The 19,916-nt window shown below is 32.1% G+C and carries 16 protein-coding genes; 9 read left to right on the forward strand and 7 right to left on the reverse strand.

The features are described 5' to 3' along the window. Nucleotides 1-154 precede the first annotated feature (154 nt). The 5 genes from rnhA to tatC all read left to right on the forward strand — a co-directional run bounded on the left by rnhA (nt 155) and on the right by tatC (nt 6,489). Nucleotides 155-592, forward strand: coding sequence for a ribonuclease HI (gene rnhA / locus GOY07_RS01960; protein ID WP_175837809.1), 438 nt, complete (start codon nt 155-157; stop codon nt 590-592). Continuing rightward, nucleotides 585-3,536, forward strand: a complete 2,952-nt coding sequence (locus GOY07_RS01965; protein ID WP_175837811.1) for a YhdP family protein — start codon at nt 585-587, stop codon at nt 3,534-3,536. The genes rnhA and GOY07_RS01965 overlap by 8 nt, the downstream gene beginning before the upstream one ends. A gap of 793 nt (nt 3,537-4,329) precedes the next feature. After that, on the forward strand, nt 4,330-4,488 hold the full coding sequence (locus GOY07_RS04650; RefSeq protein ID WP_175837813.1) for a transposase: 159 nt from the start codon (nt 4,330-4,332) through the stop codon (nt 4,486-4,488). Between the two features lie 250 nt (nt 4,489-4,738). Then, the gene (gene gap, locus GOY07_RS01975) at nt 4,739-5,725 is read left to right on the forward strand and encodes a type I glyceraldehyde-3-phosphate dehydrogenase (protein WP_175837814.1); all 987 of its coding nucleotides are present in this window, start codon (nt 4,739-4,741) and stop codon (nt 5,723-5,725) included. Further along, the gene (gene tatC, locus GOY07_RS01980; RefSeq protein ID WP_175837816.1) at nt 5,722-6,489 is read left to right on the forward strand and encodes a twin-arginine translocase subunit TatC; all 768 of its coding nucleotides are present in this window, start codon (nt 5,722-5,724) and stop codon (nt 6,487-6,489) included. Before gap ends, tatC begins: the two co-directional genes overlap by 4 nt. Nucleotides 6,490-6,746: 257 nt before the next feature. On the opposite strand, the gene GOY07_RS04525 is transcribed toward tatC, so the two are convergent. The 3 genes from GOY07_RS04525 to GOY07_RS01995 are packed head-to-tail and all read right to left on the reverse strand — an operon-like array spanning nt 6,747 to nt 7,303. Continuing rightward, nucleotides 6,747-6,875 carry a hypothetical protein gene (locus GOY07_RS04525; RefSeq protein ID WP_256359462.1) on the reverse strand — a complete coding sequence of 43 codons (129 nt, stop codon included), beginning with the start codon at nt 6,873-6,875 and terminating at the stop codon, nt 6,747-6,749. Between the two features lies 1 nt (nt 6,876). Further along, nucleotides 6,877-7,065 (reverse strand): hypothetical protein, encoded by a 189-nt coding sequence (locus GOY07_RS01990; protein ID WP_175837820.1) that lies wholly within the window; start codon nt 7,063-7,065, stop codon nt 6,877-6,879. A 46-nt stretch (nt 7,066-7,111) separates the two neighbouring features. Beyond that, nucleotides 7,112-7,303, reverse strand: a complete 192-nt coding sequence (locus GOY07_RS01995; protein ID WP_175837822.1) for a hypothetical protein — start codon at nt 7,301-7,303, stop codon at nt 7,112-7,114. Between the two features lie 625 nt (nt 7,304-7,928). Here GOY07_RS01995 and GOY07_RS04655 point away from each other — a divergent pair. From GOY07_RS04655 to pstB, 3 genes are all read left to right on the forward strand, one after another. Further along, nucleotides 7,929-8,051 carry a hypothetical protein gene (locus GOY07_RS04655; protein WP_369800436.1) on the forward strand — a complete coding sequence of 41 codons (123 nt, stop codon included), beginning with the start codon at nt 7,929-7,931 and terminating at the stop codon, nt 8,049-8,051. Nucleotides 8,052-9,035: 984 nt separating this feature from the next. Next, nucleotides 9,036-9,830 carry a 4-hydroxy-tetrahydrodipicolinate reductase gene (gene dapB / locus GOY07_RS02000; protein ID WP_175837824.1) on the forward strand — a complete coding sequence of 265 codons (795 nt, stop codon included), beginning with the start codon at nt 9,036-9,038 and terminating at the stop codon, nt 9,828-9,830. After that, on the forward strand, nt 9,827-10,585 hold the full coding sequence (gene pstB / locus GOY07_RS02005) for a phosphate ABC transporter ATP-binding protein PstB (protein WP_175837825.1): 759 nt from the start codon (nt 9,827-9,829) through the stop codon (nt 10,583-10,585). Before dapB ends, pstB begins: the two co-directional genes overlap by 4 nt. 355 nt (nt 10,586-10,940) lie before the next feature. Here the strand turns inward: pstB and GOY07_RS02010 are convergent, their stop codons facing one another. After that, the gene (locus GOY07_RS02010) at nt 10,941-12,116 is read right to left on the reverse strand and encodes a CCA tRNA nucleotidyltransferase (RefSeq protein ID WP_175838514.1); all 1,176 of its coding nucleotides are present in this window, start codon (nt 12,114-12,116) and stop codon (nt 10,941-10,943) included. Nucleotides 12,117-12,907: 791 nt separating this feature from the next. Here GOY07_RS02010 and ychF point away from each other — a divergent pair. After that, nucleotides 12,908-13,993 carry a redox-regulated ATPase YchF gene (ychF, locus tag GOY07_RS02015; protein WP_175837827.1) on the forward strand — a complete coding sequence of 362 codons (1,086 nt, stop codon included), beginning with the start codon at nt 12,908-12,910 and terminating at the stop codon, nt 13,991-13,993. On the opposite strand, the gene GOY07_RS02020 is transcribed toward ychF, so the two are convergent. The 3 genes from GOY07_RS02020 to GOY07_RS02035 all read right to left on the reverse strand — a co-directional run bounded on the left by GOY07_RS02020 (nt 13,983) and on the right by GOY07_RS02035 (nt 19,846). After that, nucleotides 13,983-15,050, reverse strand: coding sequence for a hypothetical protein (locus tag GOY07_RS02020; RefSeq protein ID WP_175837829.1), 1,068 nt, complete (start codon nt 15,048-15,050; stop codon nt 13,983-13,985). The genes ychF and GOY07_RS02020 overlap by 11 nt on opposite strands. Nucleotides 15,051-15,143: 93 nt before the next feature. Then, entirely contained in the window at nt 15,144-16,073 is a 930-nt protein-coding gene (gene glpX, locus GOY07_RS02025; protein ID WP_175837831.1) for a class II fructose-bisphosphatase, read from the reverse strand. 494 nt (nt 16,074-16,567) lie between these two features. Further along, nucleotides 16,568-19,846: a UvrD-helicase domain-containing protein gene (locus GOY07_RS02035; RefSeq protein WP_175837833.1), complete on the reverse strand. Its 3,279-nt coding sequence runs from the start codon at nt 19,844-19,846 to the stop codon at nt 16,568-16,570. Between the last annotated feature and the right edge of the window lie 70 nt (nt 19,847-19,916).

Consider the following 19,916-nt stretch of genomic DNA (forward strand, 5'->3'; position numbering starts at 1 on the left):
TTTTCTTCTAACAACGCTCATTGTAGCACTTTTCTTTGTTTCTATAATAAAATTTAAAGGTGCAGCTTAAGCTGCCTTTATATCTATAGGTTTCATTAGAATTCTACTTTCATAGGAGAGCAACTATATACTTTATTAATTTATTATAGTTAAAATGAGTAGAAAGGAAGTAACAATATACACGGATGGGGCATGTTCTGGTAATCCTGGCACAGGGGGATGGGCGGCTATTATATTATTTCAAGACTATAGAAAAGATGTTTATGGTAGGGAAGAAAATACTACAAACAACAAGATGGAGTTGACAGCAGTGATTAATGGACTAAAAGTATTAAAATTTTCTTGTAATATTAATTTGTATACGGATAGTCTCTATGTTAAATATGGTATAGTAGAATGGATAAATAAGTGGAAAATGAATGGCTGGAAGACAAGTAGTAAAAAGTTAGTAAAAAATATGGAGTTGTGGAAGAAATTGGATAATATTGCTTCACAACACAAAATTAGTTGGAAGTGGGTTAAAGCTCATAATGGCGATAAACATAATGAGGAGGCTGATAGTTTAGCAAGAAAAGCAATAACCGATGCTTAAAAAGATTACTATATCATTTTCTATAGCTTTGTTGTTGATATTCTGCTTCTTTGTTTTTTTTAAAGGTAAAAGTCCTTTAGAAATCAATGTTAGTTGTATCAATTTTTACGTAAAGAATAAGATATCGAAAATATTTGCCAACTCGGATGTTAATATGAAGAGTACTTTAGTTATTTTACAGAAAGACGGCAAAGATCCTTATTTGGTTATTACAAATTTGAAAATAGTAAATTCTGGTTTTACTATAGAAATTCCTAAATTTTTTGTGTATTTAAAGTTAAGTTCCCTGTTTAGGGCTAATGTAAAGTTTTCTCAAGTTCTAGCTGATAATGTGTATGCGTATATCGATCAGGAGAAATCTGACTTTAAAATGATTGATTTTGATTTGAGAAATTCTTTGAAAGCATTAAGGGAATTCTTTTTTGATTTAAATGCAGGTTCAAAGATTGAAGTGACTAACATTAAAATCAATAGAAGCGTGGAAGGCAAATTCTTTATTGATAAATTATATATAGGGAAAAGGGAAGATTTTAGTGTTTTAGATATTTGTGTTCATATAAAAGACGAAAAAGGATTTTTGAGTGATTTGTCTATTGCGATAAAAAATCGCAACGATTTGTTAAATGTGTACGGGACATTTTATAACCTAAAATTGGGGCTATTTAGCGAGTTTTTCACGTTAATTAAAAATTACAATTTGGGCAAAAATATAGGGTTCAAGGGAAACTTCTCGATGAAAATTAATGGAAAGAATGAGATTATAGATGGAAATATATATATTTTAAATACAGAAAATCGTGATGATAAAAACTTAACTATAACTAATGTGAATGTAAATTTATCATATAGTGATGGGGTCATTGATGTAAAGGACTTCTATTTTAACCTAAATGGTACGTATCTCTCTTTGATTGGCAAGATGAACTTTAATACAAATCATGCTTTGTTTAGAGTTGATATTAGTAAATTTGCCGCAAAAGATTTATGCACTTATGTGCCAGATGACATAATTAATAATGAATTTAAAAGATGGTATTGCCATAATATCGATGGAGACATTTTAAATGCAGTTGTAAGCTTTAATGGTAAAGTTAATGACTTAATTGATAATGGTCTGTCAGATATTGTAGTAGTTGCTGATATAGAAAATGGCAGCGTAAAATTTGATGAAGATTTTGAACAAGTAAGGGAATTAAGCGGTAACTTAATTCTTAAGAGTAACAATCTCAAAGTTAATGTGAATAGCGCTAAATTTCAGAATTTCACTATTAATGGTGGTGATATTGAAATGGATTCTCTTGATAAGAAAGATTCAGTTTTAACCATTAATGGCCAAGCTGTAAGTGATGCTTATGGGTTGTATGAGCCTATAAAATTTAAGCTGAATGATGTGATTAAGGTTGAAGAGAGTAAAATAGGGGGAGCAGCAAGATCTGTATTCAGTTTTCGCGTCTTTAATATAAATACTGGTGGTAAAAAAGTAAACTTTTCTGCCAAATTTCATTCTGAAATTGATAATCTAGTTGTCTATGATGCAAGTCTTGGTAAGTATGATATTAAGCTTGATTTTGGCAGTGATTTTATAGATTTGAGTGGTAGTGGTATAGTGAATAATACACAGCTGCTATTTGATCTAAAAAGTAGCAACAAAAATGAAAGTTTTACCTGGAATTTAACCGGGGATTTACCTGCTCAAATACTTAGTTTTGATGGTGGTTACTTCAATGCAAATATAGGGTCAGTGATAAATCAAGATAAGACTGGATATATTAATGGTAATGTAGATTTATCAGAGCTTGAATCGCGTTCAAGTTGTTTAGGGTGGAAAAATCGTTTTGAAGATCACAATAAAATTTCGTTCTCTGTGAAGTTAAAAGGTACTGATAAGTTGTTAATAAATAATTTGGATGTTATGGGGAGTGATTTAGATATAAAATTTAGTGGAAGAGTAGAAAATGGGAATTTGTACTTAAATTCTAGTAGCTTTAAGCTACCCGATAATGATCTTAGTGTAGAAATCAAGTCAGGTAAGGAAAAAAATACCATAAATATTTGTGGTGAAAAAATCAACTTAAGTGATATTTTAGATTTATTTGGCAAAAATGATAGTAGATTTAGTGCTAATGTAGAAGTTAGTATAAATGTTAACAATGTAATTATGGAAGAAGGTATTGTTATAAAAGATGCTAGATTGAATATAACTTGTACTAAAGGTAATTGTAATGGTAGCCAATTTACAGGGCGGTTTCTAAAAGATGACAGTAACATATTAGTAAAGTACAGTGGAATAGGACTGGAAATATATGCAGATAATTCAGGTATGTTTTTGCGTTCTTTAGGCATTAGTAAATCAGTTAAAAATGGTAAATTATCCTTTTACCTATCTCCTCAAAGGGAAAGTGGGGAACATTATGGTATGTTATCTATTAGTAATTTCTATATTAAAGATGCTCCACTACTCACTACTTTATTATCAATGTCTTCACTCCCTGGGATTGTGAATACGATAAAGAATGAAGGTGTGTACTTTTATAAGTGTAATGCGCCTTTTTCATATAAGGATGGTACTGTTGAAATTGAAGAATCTTGGCTTGAAGGAGCAGAGTTGGGTATTAGTACTAGCGGTAAGCTTGATACTAGGGATTATAAATTTCAGGTTGAAGGACAAGTAATACCGGCATATTCGATTAATAAGTCTCTGTCAAAAATTCCTATAGTTGGGAAACTTCTAACTGGCGGGAAAAGTAGGGGAACTATTTCAATAGACTACAGAGCAAGTGGAAATGATAAGAATAGTAATGTATTTATTAATTTTATCTCTTCGCTAACTCCAAGCTTATTCAAGGAGTTGTTAGGAGTATTTGATCGCGCTATGACCAAGGCTAACGAAGCTATTACTAGCAGTTTGAAAGGTGGCATGAAGAAGAAGTTTAGCTCAGTATAACCAAAAAGTAAGTTACTTCTCTGCAAGATCAAAAATACAGGAGTTTCAAGATGATTATCTCGATTTTTTATCTGATTATTTAAGTATCCTTTATTGCTTTTCTATGTTTGCTGAAGGTATAAAACAATATTAGGAATGGTACAACAGTTATTCACTGCATAGTAGCTCATTTATCATTTAAAGTTAAGTTTAAATACTGATAAGACAATAATGAAAAAGAAGCCATGGTGAAGTGAGTAAAATAGGAGATTTTAATGGCGTTGAAATCAAAAATGTGTTTCATCTCAAAAGGACAACATTAACTACATGATAAAGTACCTAAAATTTAGAAGAATTGATTAGAGTTAATTTGTACAAATTGAAGTATGGATACAAGGTAATCTTAATATTACTACTAAAAAAATTAGAATACGCAAAAGATGAAGTTTTTGTATATTATGTCAAGGCCAATTCATAATGAATAAGATGAAGGTAAACAGGAAGAGTGCAAAAAACATGAATGAGACTATTGGGTAAGAATCATGAATAAGAGAGTCATCATTCTTTGATGAATTGCGGTTTGTCATACCTTTGAAAGGTAGACATGGATAGTTTTAAAAAGGTGTTAGAACATAAATTAAAGTAAAATTAGGTGAAAAGATTTTTATTTCTACAATGAAAGGAGTTCTAGTTATTTGTACCTAATGTCAATACTGATTACATGAGTATATTTCCTGAGTAAATGTTACAATATTTAAGAATATGAGAAGTCTTTCTTGTTATGAATTGTGCTAGTTAGTATAGGTTAAAAAATTTGAAAGTACCTAAGAATATTAAGATTATATATTTACTACCATATTCACCAGAACTCAATCCTATTGAAAGACTTTGGTTGTATATAAAACAGAACATTTTATGTAATAAAGTATATAACACAATTGCTGTTTTTGAGCATGGTGTGGAGATATCGTGAATGAATCGTGATATGACAAACTTTACCAAGCGTCACTCGCTGGAATGATACCGTTTTGCAGACTAAAATTACAATGCTCGTACAGCTATGCGTCACATGCTAGTATGGTAATATAAAAAAAAGAATACAACAAAGGAAAGAGTTGAAAAAAGCCTACCTATTTTGGTCTAGTTAATTACTAATTAAAAACAAAAGAATAGAATGCAAAATTGAATAACATTTTCTATAATTAGATTTTTTAGGTGAAGAAATGAAGACTCGTGTAGGAATTAATGGTCTTGGTAGAATAGGAAGAAGTGTATTGCGTGCTACCCATGAAATAGAAAAATATAGCGAACAAATAGAAGTTATAGCTGTGAATGGATCACTCAGCGCTGAGCAACATGCACATTTGATTAAGTATGATTCTGTTCACGGTAAATTTAATGGTGATATTAGTTTTAACGAGTCTAAAAATTGGATTTCTATAAATGACAGAAAATTTTCTTTATATAGAGAGCGTAGCCCTGAAAATGTTCCTTGGGACGTTGATGTGGTGCTTGAGTGCACTGGTGTATTCAATAAGCGCGTAGAAGCAGCAAAGCATAACGCAGGAAAAGTTATTGTCTCTGCTCCAGTTTCAGGTGCTGATGTAACTATAGTTTATGGTGTAAATAATAATATGCTCAAAAAAGAGCATAAAGTAATATCAGCAGGTTCTTGTACCACAAATTGTCTTGCTCCTGTTGTAAAGGTTCTACACTACAATTTAGGTATTAAAAGCGGCTTTATGACTACTGTACATGCCTACACGAATGACCAAAATGTTCTTGATGGCAACCATAGAGACTTGCGCAGGGCAAGGGCCTGTGGATTATCTATGGTTCCAACTACAACTGGAGCAGCAAAAGCAATAGGTTCTGTCATTCCTGAATTAAAGGGGAAGCTAGGCAGTACTGCCATTAGAGTTCCAGTTGCTAACGTCTCTATGGTTGACCTTAAATTCACCACTAATAAGAAAGTAACAACTAAAGAAATAAACGAAATGTTCAAAAACTCCGCAAATGACGTGCTTTCCATATGTGAGGAACCTTTAGTCTCAATAGACTTCGTGCATGACTCTCATAGTGCAATTGTGGATTTAGCTGGCACATATGTTACAGATGATATCTGTAGAGTTGCAGCTTGGTACGATAACGAATGGGCTTTTTCTCTAAGGATGCTGGATATAGCATTATTGTGCTGTAATAGAATATGAATAGAGACCTTAATAAATATGCTTCCTTTTATGAACACCTTGCAGAACTCAGGAAAAGGGTTATTTTTTGTTTTCTATTTTTTCTTATTATCTTTGGGTTTTGCTACTATTTTAAAGAAAATATATATTATTTTTTACTTACACCCTTAATAGAAATTACAAAGGATAGCAATGACTTTTCTCTAATCTATACAGACCTAACAGAAGCATTCTTTGTATATCTAAGGGTTGCAATAATGAGCGCATTTTTGTTTTCTTTTCCTGTATTTGCATGGCAATTTTATATGTTTTTAGCACCAGGATTATACAAAAGAGAAAGGGCGGTGTTATTGCCATACTTAATTGCAACACCTATTTTGTTTATAACAGGAGCTGCTGTAGTCTATTACCACATATTCCCACTAGCCTGGAAGTTTTTTATTGCTTTCGAACATAGTGGTAAATCTTTTGGCATACCGATAGAGTTTATGCCGTCGGTTAGCGAATATCTAGACCTAGTTCTCCAATTTATGTTTGCATTTGGAACTGCATTTCAAATTCCAGTCATACTTACATTAATGGTTAGGATTGGATTACTTACTACGCAAAGTTTATCGAATAAGCGTAGAATCTCGATAGTGGCAATTTTCATTATTGCTGCAATCTTAACTCCCCCTGATGTGTTAAGCCAAGTAGGGCTTGCTGTACCAATGTTAATTCTATACGAATTATCCATTCTAATATGTAGATATATTGAGAAGAAAGCAAAAGATTCTAATAGATAAAAAGCTTTGTATATTTGCATCTATAAAAATTATATAATATAAATATTATGAAAAATATAAAAACATAGCTGCTCAGCAGGAGAGAATGTAAATTTTTCTCTATATGTAAATCATAAAGTACTGATAATGTATAAAACTATGTATTCCACTGAGTTATCGACTGGGTTATTTACAATACTGCCGAGTAACTTAACCATATGCTTAAAAAGGCTGCCTTTTCTTTTTTTTCTACTTGTTTTTTTAATAAAATATATGCTCTATTGAGCAGCAGATGCAGGAGGTAGTGCTGCGTATGAGACTCTATCGAGTTTGTTACTAAGTTTTGATATTGTATACATATTACCACCAGCAGTAAATTCAACTGTCAAAACAGCAGCTACAGCCATATTAACTATAGCTAACATTGATAATTGAGCATCTAAGGCAGAGAGAACATTCACTGCTAACTGCCAGTGCAGCTATAACACTACAAACACTACCAATTATTATTGCTCTATCAACTGCCATCCTAGTTTTAAGCTGAAGAATTTGGCTTGGATCATCGCAATGCCAAGTTTCTTTTAAAGAGCCTTTCATTTCTTCAAGATCATCTTCCTCTATAACAGCAACAGTATCTTTGAATTTACTTCATTAAAACCGAAAACAGATTCCACATTTTTTTAGTTTTGCTAAATATCTTAACAAAAAACTTTCTTAAATTACCACTTTCTTTATATGCACCAAACATTTTCATAACTTGCTTTTCTTTAGGAGGCATATCATCATATTTTACAATATTTGGAAAATTTATAGTTATATTCCTAGTACATAACACTTCTTAAAATGATATACCTTTTCCTCTTATCATATTTAAAATAGCTACCAAGCCTTCCTGATTATTAATAATAAGAGCATAGTCATGCAGGGCTTTAATTTCTTTTTTTCAATTTTTGAACTCTATAGTTGTACCTCGAGTAATAAAAATTACCAGTAAATTATCCTTTAAAAAGACCAACAAAATCCTAACAATTTTTTTATTGCTTCCTCTAACTGAGTATACAAATTCCATTGTTCCTCTTTTGACTCTGACATAGATTACCTTAATAAAAACTTAAACTTGAGTATCATATATCTCAGTAAAAAAGTCAAAAAAATGGACACGATATCAAGATATCACAGCATTCTATTAATAGAAATCACACTCTCAAATAAGAAGGAGGTGTTTATATTGGAACAGACACAATAAAATTGCATAATAACTAAAATAATAGAGTTATAGGTTCTATCTCTTGGTAATACCAATTCCTACTATACAAAGAATGGATAGATAATAATGGAAAAAAGCCATACTGAAGTAAGTAAAGTAGTGAAGTTTAAATGATGTTAAGATCAAAATTATTGGATAAAAAAAGTCTGGTGAAATCAGCAAAAGAGATGCTAAAGAAAATACAAAATAATGCGTGTATTACAAAAACCTAAGTGCTGTGATTACAGCAAAAAAGCACAGTACAGTAGCTGTAGCAAAAATATGTTGCATTTCAAGAACAGCACTAACCGCATGGATAAAGCACCTAAAATTTTAAAGGAAGTAAAATTGTTTACTACCCCTTGAAATCGGGAAAAACTAAATTGAATCAAAGTCAATTTGAGCAAGTTGAAGTATCAATACAAGAAAATCCTAATATTACAATTAAAGAAATAAAAATAAGAATCCAGGAAAATTTAGCTTAAATGTCAGTAAGTCTACAGTACACCGTAAGGAGTATGGTGATTACTTAGTAATTAAAGCTCCAGAAAATGTTTATAAATGCTCAAGACGAGCAATAATTGAAAGATTGGTTCTTCTACTCGTATTGAAGTGGCAAAACTATCAGATCGTGAAGTTGAGCGATTGTTATCCCAAACTTGATGCACACTCATTTCGCCTCGAGATGAATAAGAAATAGCTGTATATGCCTATGTATGCGGGAAAGCACTTTAAAACTTTGAAAATATACTATTTACGGAGAGCATTATAGATTAATTTCATATTTAGCTTTTACAATTTTTACTAGAGATCAGAGGTACATGAGAGAATATAAGAAATTTCCTAGTTATATTAAGGAGTTTGATGAATTTGGAGATAGCCTTAAGTATCATTTTTGAAAATGTAAGAACTTTGCTCATTAGACTAGCCAGCATTAAAAGATAAACTATTACACTCTCTATTAATTAGAGATATCTTTGCGTCGCACTTAACAATCTTTTTAAAACTAGAAGCTATGACTTTAGCCTATGGCTCATGTTCTTTTTAAGATCGCTATAAAAGTAAAGATCTCACCTCGAGTAAAGGGTATTACATGAAAATTAGCTTTACTTAGCAAACATGAACGTTTTACAGTACAGGATTTAGAAAAAATTATTAAAACACAAAATAGAAATTTTAAAAAAGCACGTATCCAATCTTGTAAAGAAGAATCACATCATTTAGCCTAGAAAAGGCAAAGCAATTTGGTATGTAGCTCAATAAGAAAATTTTATATCTTATAAAAATGACAAAGCTTCAAAAAAAGCCTAATATAAGCTTTATGAAAATCAGAATTGGAGTAATGGGCTGCTCAGGTAAAATGGGTAAAAAGATACTTAATGAATTAATTACAAATACCAAAGTTGAAATAGCAGGCGCTGTTGCCCGTTTGGGTAGTAAGTATATAGGTACAGATATTGGATCAATTATAGGCCACAGTTCCAATTTAGGAATCAAAGTTACAAGTTCTATTAGTGATGTATTTGAGTCATCTGACGTTGTAATAGATTTTACAACTAAAGAATGTATGTTAGCCTACCTTAAGGCGGCTGTGAAATTTAAAACACCGCTGGTTAGTGGTACAACTGGAGTAGAAAGTATCAATTTAAAAAAGTATGCCGCTAAAATTCCGATATTATGGTCGGCAAACATGAGTGTTGGAGTTAATGTGCTGCTAAAATTGGTAAAAAAAGCTGCTGAGTTTTTGAATCATGAATATGATGTTGAAATTTGGGAGATACATCATAACTTTAAAAAAGATTCACCATCTGGAACAGCTATAGAATTTGGCAAAGCAATTGCCAACGCTCTAAAAATTGATTTTCAATTACACCAACATTTACATAATAAGTCAAACATAAGAGAAAAAGGAAAGATAGGTTTCGCAGTATCTCGTGGAGGTGGGGTAATAGGAGATCATAGTGTAATGTTTATCAATTCTGATGAACGAATAGAATTAAATCACAAAGCAATTGATCGCACAACATTTGCTAAAGGGGCTGTTCGAGCAGCAATATGGCTGTACGAAAATAAAAAAGAAACCCCAGGGCTCTATTCAATGCAGGATGTGATATGAATAATACACACGCTTCTGTTAAAAATTTAAATCTCTGGTATGGTCCTAAGCAAGTTTTATTTGATATAAATTTGGATATTTGTAAGAAAAAAGTTACTACTTTTATCGGGCCATCTGGATGTGGTAAATCGACATTCTTGCGCTGTTTTAATCATATGAATGATTATGTACCAGGGTGTAAAGTTGCTGGCAAATTAGATATTGACGGACTAGGTGATATATATTCACGCAATATGGATGTTGTGCTACTTAGAGCAAAAGTTGGTATGGTATTTCAAAAGCCAAATCCTTTTCCAAAATCAATATATGACAATGTTGCTTATGGGCCAAAATTGCATGGCATGGTAAAAAATAAACAAAAATTAGATGAAATAGTGGAGAATAGTTTAACTAAGGTTGGTTTATGGGAAGAGTTAAAAGATAGATTGCAAGATAGTGCACTAGATTTATCTGGTGGCCAGCAACAAAGGCTATGCATTTCTCGTGCAATTGCAGTGAAGCCAACTATTTTGTTGATGGATGAACCATGCTCTGCACTTGATCCAGTGGCAACTAATGCAATCGAAAATCTTATACAAGAGCTGAAATTGAGATTCACCATAATTATGGTGACTCATTCAATGAAACAAGCTAAAAAGTTATCTGATAGCATAATTTTCTTTTGTAACGGTAAAATTATTGAATCCGGAAATGTTCAAGAGATATTTGAAAATGCTAGATCTTCTTTAACAAAAGAGTATATCCTGGATCATTAAGATTTATCATTTTCATTATCCAAGTAACAAAAAGAAAAAATACACACTGGTACAACACTTTTTGTTATCAGGCCAAATAAGTGACATTGTAAAATTGTTTAATTACGGAGTGAGAAAGAGAAGCAATAAATTTACATAAAGCATTCTCAAGTAAAGCAATTGTATTATAGACTTTATTACGTGGTATCTAACTTTCAAATATATGTTAACTGCGATTCACAAAAAAACAACTCTTGTTCACAGGATATTTATCAATAATCTCATTAGTTTTTTTAAACTCTTCCTGTCTAACTTTATCTTATTTATAATATAAGAGTAGTAATACATGGGTAATAAAAATTGTGACAGGTAAAAGTTAGAGTAAATTTTTAGCATAAAGCATCAGCTCCTTTTTTGTTAAAGTATAGGAACTATCTTCCCAATGTTGTTTTAGTAATTTCAAGTTCTTACCTAAATTTTTTCCTGGCTGATGACCTATATTTATCAAATCATTACCAGATAAAGGAAATTTCAGAATATTAAATGCCTGAGCAAATGAAATATACTCATCGATATTTGTTCCGGATTCAACACCACAGACTTTTACTAAATCGCAGTATAATTCCTTACCAAGTAAAGATATATATTTTTTTTGTTCTTTTTCTGGAAGCTCTGTTTTGATACTGTTAGATAGTAAAAATAATAGCTTTTTCTTTTGCTTGTTTGAGAGGCGTAGAAATTTACTAACGTATTCTCCAAGACTCTGTCTGTCATTTTTTTTAGTGGTTCTAAGAAGTAACGCTAATTTTACTAATGCATCAGTGCCAAAAAGAGATGCCGAAGATAGGGTTTCGCATTTTACTTCTTTTGGAATAATTTTTTGTAAAATATTAGATTTTTGCATGCTCTTAAGCGTTGAAACCGGAGCATCACACTCCAGCAACTTAAACATTTCATCTCTTATTCTCTCTCCTGAAAGGTTATAAATCTTGTGCGCGTGCTTTTTGCATACATTCAATATTTTATCACTCAAATCTCCAATGCATATTTTTGCATGAAAACGGAACGCTCTTAAAATGCGTAGATAGTCTTCTTTAATTCTATCCTCAGCGTTGCCTATAAAATCTAATCTTCGCGCTTTTAAGTCCTGAGTACCACCAAAGTAGTCATATATGTGACCGTACTTATCTGCATATAGGGCGTTGAATGTAAAGTCGCGTCTTGAAGCATCAGCTTGCCAATTATTGGTAAATTCTACTTTTGCATGCCTACCATTACATTTAACATCATACCTTAGTGTTGTGATTTCAAAGGACCTTTGGTTTAAAACTGCAGCGATAGTTCCATGTTTTAAGCCGATTGGAATAGCTTTTATATTATGAAGTTTTAATGCTTCAATTGCTTGATCTGGCAGTAAATTGGTAGCTAAGTCAATGTCGTGAACTTTGCGCTGCAGAATTGAATCTCTCACACATCCACCAACAAGCCTTACCTCACCACCAAATTTCTCTATTGCATTAATGATTAAACTAGTTTCATGATCAACTTGCATTTGGATTGGTATATATTGTGCTATATTACATAAAATTTTGCAAAAAAGTCCTATATAGGAATATACGAAGCTAACAAGGTTTTTAAAGTCTGTTATTGATGAAATATTTCTATCCTTGTCTCTTTTCATCATACCATACTTTGGTAAGCTCAAATAGTTCTGTTCTTTAGAGCGTTTCATATGCTGCAAAATTTTTTTGCTCTTACTTTGCTGAACTTTTATTATTTCTGTCAAGCATATGGTTAAAAATAGGTATTACCTTTGTTTATTATGTGTATGGTAAGATTGATCGTTATAGTATGGATTACCTATTGATGTACTGCCTCTGAAAAACTAATAAGGCTATACTTTTTACAAAGTGTTCTATTTTCAATTTTAGGAGCACCCATCTACTATTATCCAAGATGTTTTTTACATAATTGTCTGCAGTTTCAACGCAAATATTACCACCTATTATTGTGGCTGCTTACAATTGTATTTCTAAACTATTCTGGTGGATTTTCTGTGCAAATTCTTTGCAGCTTTTCGCAATTGCTCTACGGTAACTTTAATTACATTCTATTATTTCATGCTTTATCTGAATAAGTTAAAGAATAACTACCATTACTAATTGCTTATTCTACATGGGAATTCCCATGGTAATGGATGATACTTAAATAAGCTTGTAATCATAATTTATCACTTTAATTCAAACTACACATTACTATATCAATGAAATTGATAATAAATAGCTAATTAAATATAGCAAAAATTCTTAAATTATGCAATAGTTATAGTTTTATATGGTAAACATGAGCTTTAACTGTGGTATAATTGGATTACCAAACATAGGAAAGTCAACTTTATTTAACGCGCTTACACAATCAAGTGCAGCTGGAACTGCAAATTATCCTTTTTGTACAATAGAGCCAAATATTGGCAGAGTGCCAATAAAAGATCAGCGTTTGAAACAAATTGCGGAGATTGCCAGTTCAGAAAAGATAATCTACAATCAACTAGAAGTCGTAGATATTGCGGGTCTGGTAAAGGGTGCAAGCAAAGGTGAAGGGCTCGGTAATAAATTTTTAAGTCATATCAGAAAAGTTGATGCTATCGTTCATCTGCTTAGGTGCTTTATAGATGATGATATTAACCATGTGCATAATGAAGTAGATCCAATATCAGATGCTGAGGTGGTAGAAATGGAATTGATTTTGTCTGATATTGATAGCATAGAAAAAAGGCTACCTCAATTGGAAAAGAAGGCAAAGCATGGTAACAAAGAATTAAAAAGACAACTTGATTTGATGCAGGAGGTTTTAGCTATTTTGAAACTTGGTAAACCTGCAAGAAGTTTAGAATGTGATGAAATGAAGTCATTCCAATTGCTGACAACAAAGCCTGTTATGTACGTCTGTAATGTTGAAGATACAAACATTATAACGGGCAATGAACTATCTAGAAGGGTGGAAAAAATGGCAAGAGCGAGCAAAAGTAAATTTTGTTGTATCTCGGCAAAACTTGAGTCAGATATTGCAAATCTTAAGAGTGAGGAAGAAAAACAGAGTTTTTTGTCAGAATTTGGCCTGCAAGAATCAGGACTTAATGGAGTAGCACATATTATGTATGAAATGCTGAGCATGATAAACTTTTTTACTGTGGGACCAGAGGAAGCACGAGCGTGGCCAATAAAAATAGGATCGACTGCTGATAAAGCGGCAGGTGTAATTCACACTGATTTTGAAAAGGGCTTTATAAAAGCAAAAACGATAAGTTTTGCAGACTATGTAAAGTATGAAGGCGAATCTGCTTGTAAAGACGCAGGTAAAATTCGCTTTGAAGGCAAAGATTATATCGTACAAGACGGTGATATAATACACTTTAGGTTTAATGTGTAATAGTTCCTTGCTGAAGGAAAGAAATTCCTTTTTCTACAGTTATTTTCTTATCAATAGTAGAGTTAGGTGTACTGATAACGATATTCTCATGTGGCTGTGTATCCTTCTTTTCCTCATATAATGTTTGCTGAACTAGACATTTTCTTAGAACTTCATGTAAAGCTTTACCTTTTATAAGCATAGCTTCGTTTTGCTTAGCTAGTTCTAAAATGTCCTTTAGTTCAACATTTTTACCATCAATAGTTAGCTTTCCAATATTAATTTGACCAGAATTTATATTTAAAACGGCAACACAGTTAAGATCTTTTCCAGATTTATCTTCTGTGCCCCAACTAATTTCAATATCACATATTGCAAGTTCTGCAAAAAAGTAATTTCTCTGCTGTTTCTCATTTTTCTTAATTGTCACTATTCTTTTGCCATTGCTGTATATTTTTACTCTTTTTAGCTCGCTTTTACTTCTTTCCATTTTTTTAGTTTTTTTAGTGAAAAGATGACTAATTTCTAAAGTCTGTTCAGGTTCAGTAATGTTAATATTAAGATTTTTATAGATATTACAATTGTGTCCTTGGCACGCTGTGTGATATCCATTAAAGAAAGCAGCTAAATCACTATTTAAAAATTCTTTTGCATCAAGTTCTCCTTTATTAACTCTATTCAAATATATGTTCATCCTTTCTATAAACTTTTCTTGAGCTTGAACATCACACTTCTTACTTACTATGTCGATTATCTTTTCTGACTGCCACTTGTCCCGTAGCATAGCAATAAAAAGGAAAACGTTCTTATTTCTTCCATAGTACTTTGCTATTTTATCAAATGGATTTGCCTCTTTACCTTCATTATAATTCATGCTATATAAAGGATAATTAAATGGTCCATTTGAGAAATCTAAGTTATCAAAGTCTGACAGTACGCTTTGTACCTCAGGATTATTATCAAATTTATGCTCGTCTTGAAGAATTCCTTGTATGATCAATTTCTCTTGTGAAGCAATGTTGCTATTTGTATTTCCTGAAGAAGATTTTAATTCCCTAACCCATTCAAGTGACCCCATCTTGTACCCCTTTTCAATTATAAATAAAGCTAGTATGTTTTAATGCTAGTGCATTGTAAAGCTAAAATTTAGATATGTTAAAATTTAAGGAGATTAGCATAAATTGTGTGTTGTTTGCAATTTTATCACCTTATTATGTAACATTATTAAAGAACTAATTGAGCAGGTGTCATAATTAAATTTAACTCCATTTACAAGCTCTCCGTTTGTTACTCCAGTTGCAATAAACACTGACTCACCTTTTACCATATCTTTTACAGAGTAGATTTTTTCTGGATCATAGATATTCAAATTTCTTGTTGCTTTTTCTTTTGACTGGTCTGTATCAAGTATTAATCTCCCCTCCATTTGTCCTCCTATTGAACTTAATGCTGTAGCTGCAAGCACTCCTTCTGGTGCTCCTCCTATGCCGATATATATATCGTGGCTGCCATTAATTAATGAAATTACAGCGGTAATATCACCATCGTCTATCAACTTAACTTTTGCTCCTAACTTCCTGATTCTTGCTATTAACTTATTGTGCCTCTCACGTTTAAGTATAGTTACTGTAAGATCATTTACTTTACATTTTTTTGCCTTGGCCAGATTATTCAAATTCTCTTCAACACTATTTTTAAGTGAAACTATACCTGTTGGAAGATTTTTTCCTACCGCTATCTTCTCCATATAAACATCTGGCATATATAAAAAATTACCTTTTTTTGTTACGGCAAGGACGGACATTGCACCTTGTTTATAGTTAGCACAAATTGTAGTGCCTTCAAGTGGATCAACAGCGATATCAATCTCAGGACCGTTTCCAGTGCCAACCTTTTCTTCAATATATAGCATCGGTGCTTTATCTCTCTCACCTTCACCAATTACAATTGTACCATTTATTTCCATCGAATTTAGCACTGTCCGCATTGCATCAACTGCAACCTGATCGGCTTTTTTTTCATCACCTAAACCCACTAACTTATATGCTGCAAGTGCTGCAGCTTCAGTTACTTTAACTAATTTAAATGCTAGATCTTTCATTATTTTATCGAGAACCAAGTATTTATTGTATATTATACCATTTAAAACTGCAAGATATTTTGACTAATTGTAAAGAAGTTACATCAATTTTCACTGTGTGCTGAAATAAGCAAAATAGCGAGGTTTAAATAGCATTGTAATCAGAATTATTGAAGGAAAAAGTTATGAATCAGCAAAAGAAATTCTGAAGAAAGTGCGAAATAACGCATATATTGCAAAGAAATTAGATACTATAATTGCAGCAAAAAGCATATCAAGAACAGCACTAACTGTATGGATAAAATATTTAAAAACTTTGAAGAAAAGGAAAAATTATTTGTTCTTTTTAACGTTGTAGAAAAACTCTCTTGAATCAGAGTCAATTTGAATAAAGTTGAAGTATGATATAACCCTAGATATAACTAGTGTCTTTTAAAAGAAGAAAAATTAATAATGATTGTAGTACGTATACCAATTAGTAAGACTAAATAACATTCTCTTGCAGTCAAGTTCCATTAAAAGTTAGATTGAATAGTTAAATCTTCCATCCAAATAACTATGCACTCTACCTGCTTGTTTGGGCATACCTCTTGTACTAAGGTTTTGTAAATTAACATCTGCTTTTTTACTTCATTTAATGAGGAAGCGGAAACTTTACGGTGTGATTTATAGTCAATTATGATTGCTCTATCCTGCGTTATGCATAGCCTATCCAGTCGTACTAATATTGGTTCTCCATTGATTGTTCCACTTAGTGTAATTTCTGATTTGCCATCTAAGTCAAACAGGTAATCATATTTTACATTGAAGGCTAATATTTTTCTGTAAATTTCATCCTTGTCTTCTCTGGTGTTTATATTTTCAAGATATTTTCTTATCCAATTTTTTCTCCTGTCTTTCTCTATTTTAGGCATATACTGTAATATGCTATGAATTATTGAGCCTCTTGTGTAACCGTTTGTTATCCAGGTGCCTCTTTTTTTGTCGGTCAGGTGCATGATATTTAGATCTAATGAAGAAAAAGGATGAATCACAGTGTTGAAACTCTGGGATGATAGAGGAGGAAGATGCTGGAACGACGTTAATAAATTTGGTGTGGGGAAAACAACAGGGACGTTAGAATAATCACGTTTTTTACGGATATAAGGATAGTTTGCATTTATACATAGTACTTCAACCTTTTCTTTAAATGTTTGGTGTAAATCTGCATATTTCTTCTCATATGGCTCTCCATATTTAGTGATTAGGTCATACCAAGACCCTTTTTGTACTGGCTCTTTACCTAAAATGTATAACTCATCTTCAGCACGTGTGAGCGCCACGTATAACAAGCGCAAATACTCACTATAGTCCTCCAGCTTTTTTTCTCTTTTTGCTTGATCACAATAAGAGTTGTTGTTCTTTCTACACAAAAATGGTGCTCCCATTGCGTCAAAAATAATGCTTTCATTGTTTTTTGGCACTGTATTTGTATCAATCAAAAATACTATGGGAGCTTGCAGGCCTTTTGATTTGTGAATTGTCATTATTTGTACAGCATTGCGTTCTGATTGCATATCATTCTTAACCTCTGGATTATTTTCTTTGATCCACTGAGCAAACGCTTGAAGAGATGGGTTTTCAAATTGCAACACAAGGTTCATAAATTCGTCTAGGACCTCGAAGCATTCAGGACCTAATCTTGCAGCAAATTTCTTCTTACTTGTGCAAAGTATATGTGTAAATAACGCAAGAGGTGATTCCATGTGAGACAAGTTAATGAGATCGTTTAATTCGTTATAGATATTTTTAGAATAATTCTGAAGTCTTTCCCATAAAGATTGTTCTTTACGATCATATGCAATGTTAAATAAATCATCTTCAGTGAAATTAAATAATGGCGATTTTAAAACATTTGCAAGAGCTAAATCATTTGTTGGAAGAAGTAAAAATTCAGTCAAAGCTATCAAGTCCTGCACAGCTATGTAGTCCATAATTCTAAAATAGCCGAGTCTTACAACTGGTATGTTTGCTTTTTTAAGTTCGCTTGTTACATAATCAACTAGTACATTTTGCTGTCGTACTAGGATCATAATGTCTCTTGGTTCTATATGGCGATCTTTAGCGACTAAAATTCGTCCCTCATTTAACCAGTTATGGATTTTGTGAGCTATTGCCTGAGCAAGCAATCGATCTATTATTATGTAATCTTTCTTGTGCATCAAATGAATTTGTAAAGCTTGTTGTTCTTCCTCTTTGCACTTTGGTAACAACGGCCAGATTTCAATATATCCTTGATCGTTTTCTCTGTATGGAACATGTTTTATTTCACTGTTAACAAAAGATATTTCTTCACGGAAATTATTAAATAATCTATCCACAAGTGTTAAAATTTCTGGAGTTGAGCGAAATGATTTTTCAAGCTGATATGATATCCAATCTCTATCACCATTTTTTATGTGAAAGTATTGTTGCATGTGGTTGAATAGATGAGGATTTGCCCCCTGAAATCTGTAAATGGATTGTTTTATATCGCCAACAACAAATAAGGTTCGTTTTTCGTCATTACAGACAAAAAATTTATCACAAAGACTTGCTATAATTTTCCATTGACTGGTGCTATTATCCTGTGCCTCATCAACAAGAATGTGATCTATTTTTTGATCTAAGTTAAACAATACCCGATATTTATAATCTGGGTTGCTGAGAAGATTTGTTGCTAAATCAATTATATCATTATAGTCAAGCAGTGCATTCTTTAGCTTTTCACTATTATATAAATTAATATATACTTTAAATATATCTAGTAAACTACTAGTTCTTTTGAAGATTTGATAAGAGTTTATGTTTCTTATATGAGTAAATACTGCATTCTGAATATTTTCTATTATTTGCTTTGCACCCGGAAATTTCTCCAAAGTACTCTTTGTTATAATGGATGATATACTTTTTCTTTCGTGGGATTCTGATTTTAAAAATACTTTGACTAGGTTTTCTGTTTGAATGACAGAGGAAGATGTAAAATCAAGCATCTTGCTGTAGCTCTGATCTCGTTTACTGCCTTTACTTAATATTTCAGCTAATCTTTCTATTTGCTTAGTCACTTCACTCCGCAGACTACGGATTTCATCTGGAGCACTCAATTTACCTTTAATATATTCTAGATCATTTATTGATACCGACCTTTTTATGCATAAAGTATAAAGTAAATCGCGTAACTCGTTTTCATCAACTTCAGCTGCAATAAAGTTTATGCTATCTTGTATATCTTTATTGTGAAGTAATTTATCAAATACAATGGAGTGTAATCCCTTGCATTCGCTCAGCGCACAATTTGGGACAATGCCAGCTTCTACAGGGAAGCTAGAAATTAATTTATAACAAAAGGCATGTATAGTCTGTATAGTTAAGCCAAAATTTTCCAATTCAGAGAAAATCCTTCTTGCTTGGATTAAATAATGATTTAATACTTCACTATTTTTTGTCTGCAGTAATTTAGATTCCAGTGTTGAGCACTGGGATGGCAAATAAGGCTGAGATGACGTGTAGTGGTGGAGCGATAGTAAAGAGGGATCTAACTGTTCTAGAGACGCGATTAGTTCGCTATCAGAACAAATTGCCCACTTACTAAGCATACTGTGAATGCGACTTTCCATCTCATTTGCTGCAGCATTGGTAAATGTTAAACAGAAAATATTCCTTTTATTTTCTAATAAAAGTCTCAATACTCTATCTATTAAGATTTTTGTTTTGCCTGTGCCAGCTGATGCATTTACCCATGCAGAGAAATTAGGATTTATGGTATCTGATCTCATCAGAAGTATGAAAACCTTAAAAAGTTGACTAAAATAGCATTATACATATAGTATAATAAGGTGTTAGTGA

The sequence above is a fragment of the Wolbachia endosymbiont of Litomosoides sigmodontis genome, from assembly GCF_013365435.1.
Taxonomy (GTDB): domain Bacteria; phylum Pseudomonadota; class Alphaproteobacteria; order Rickettsiales; family Anaplasmataceae; genus Wolbachia.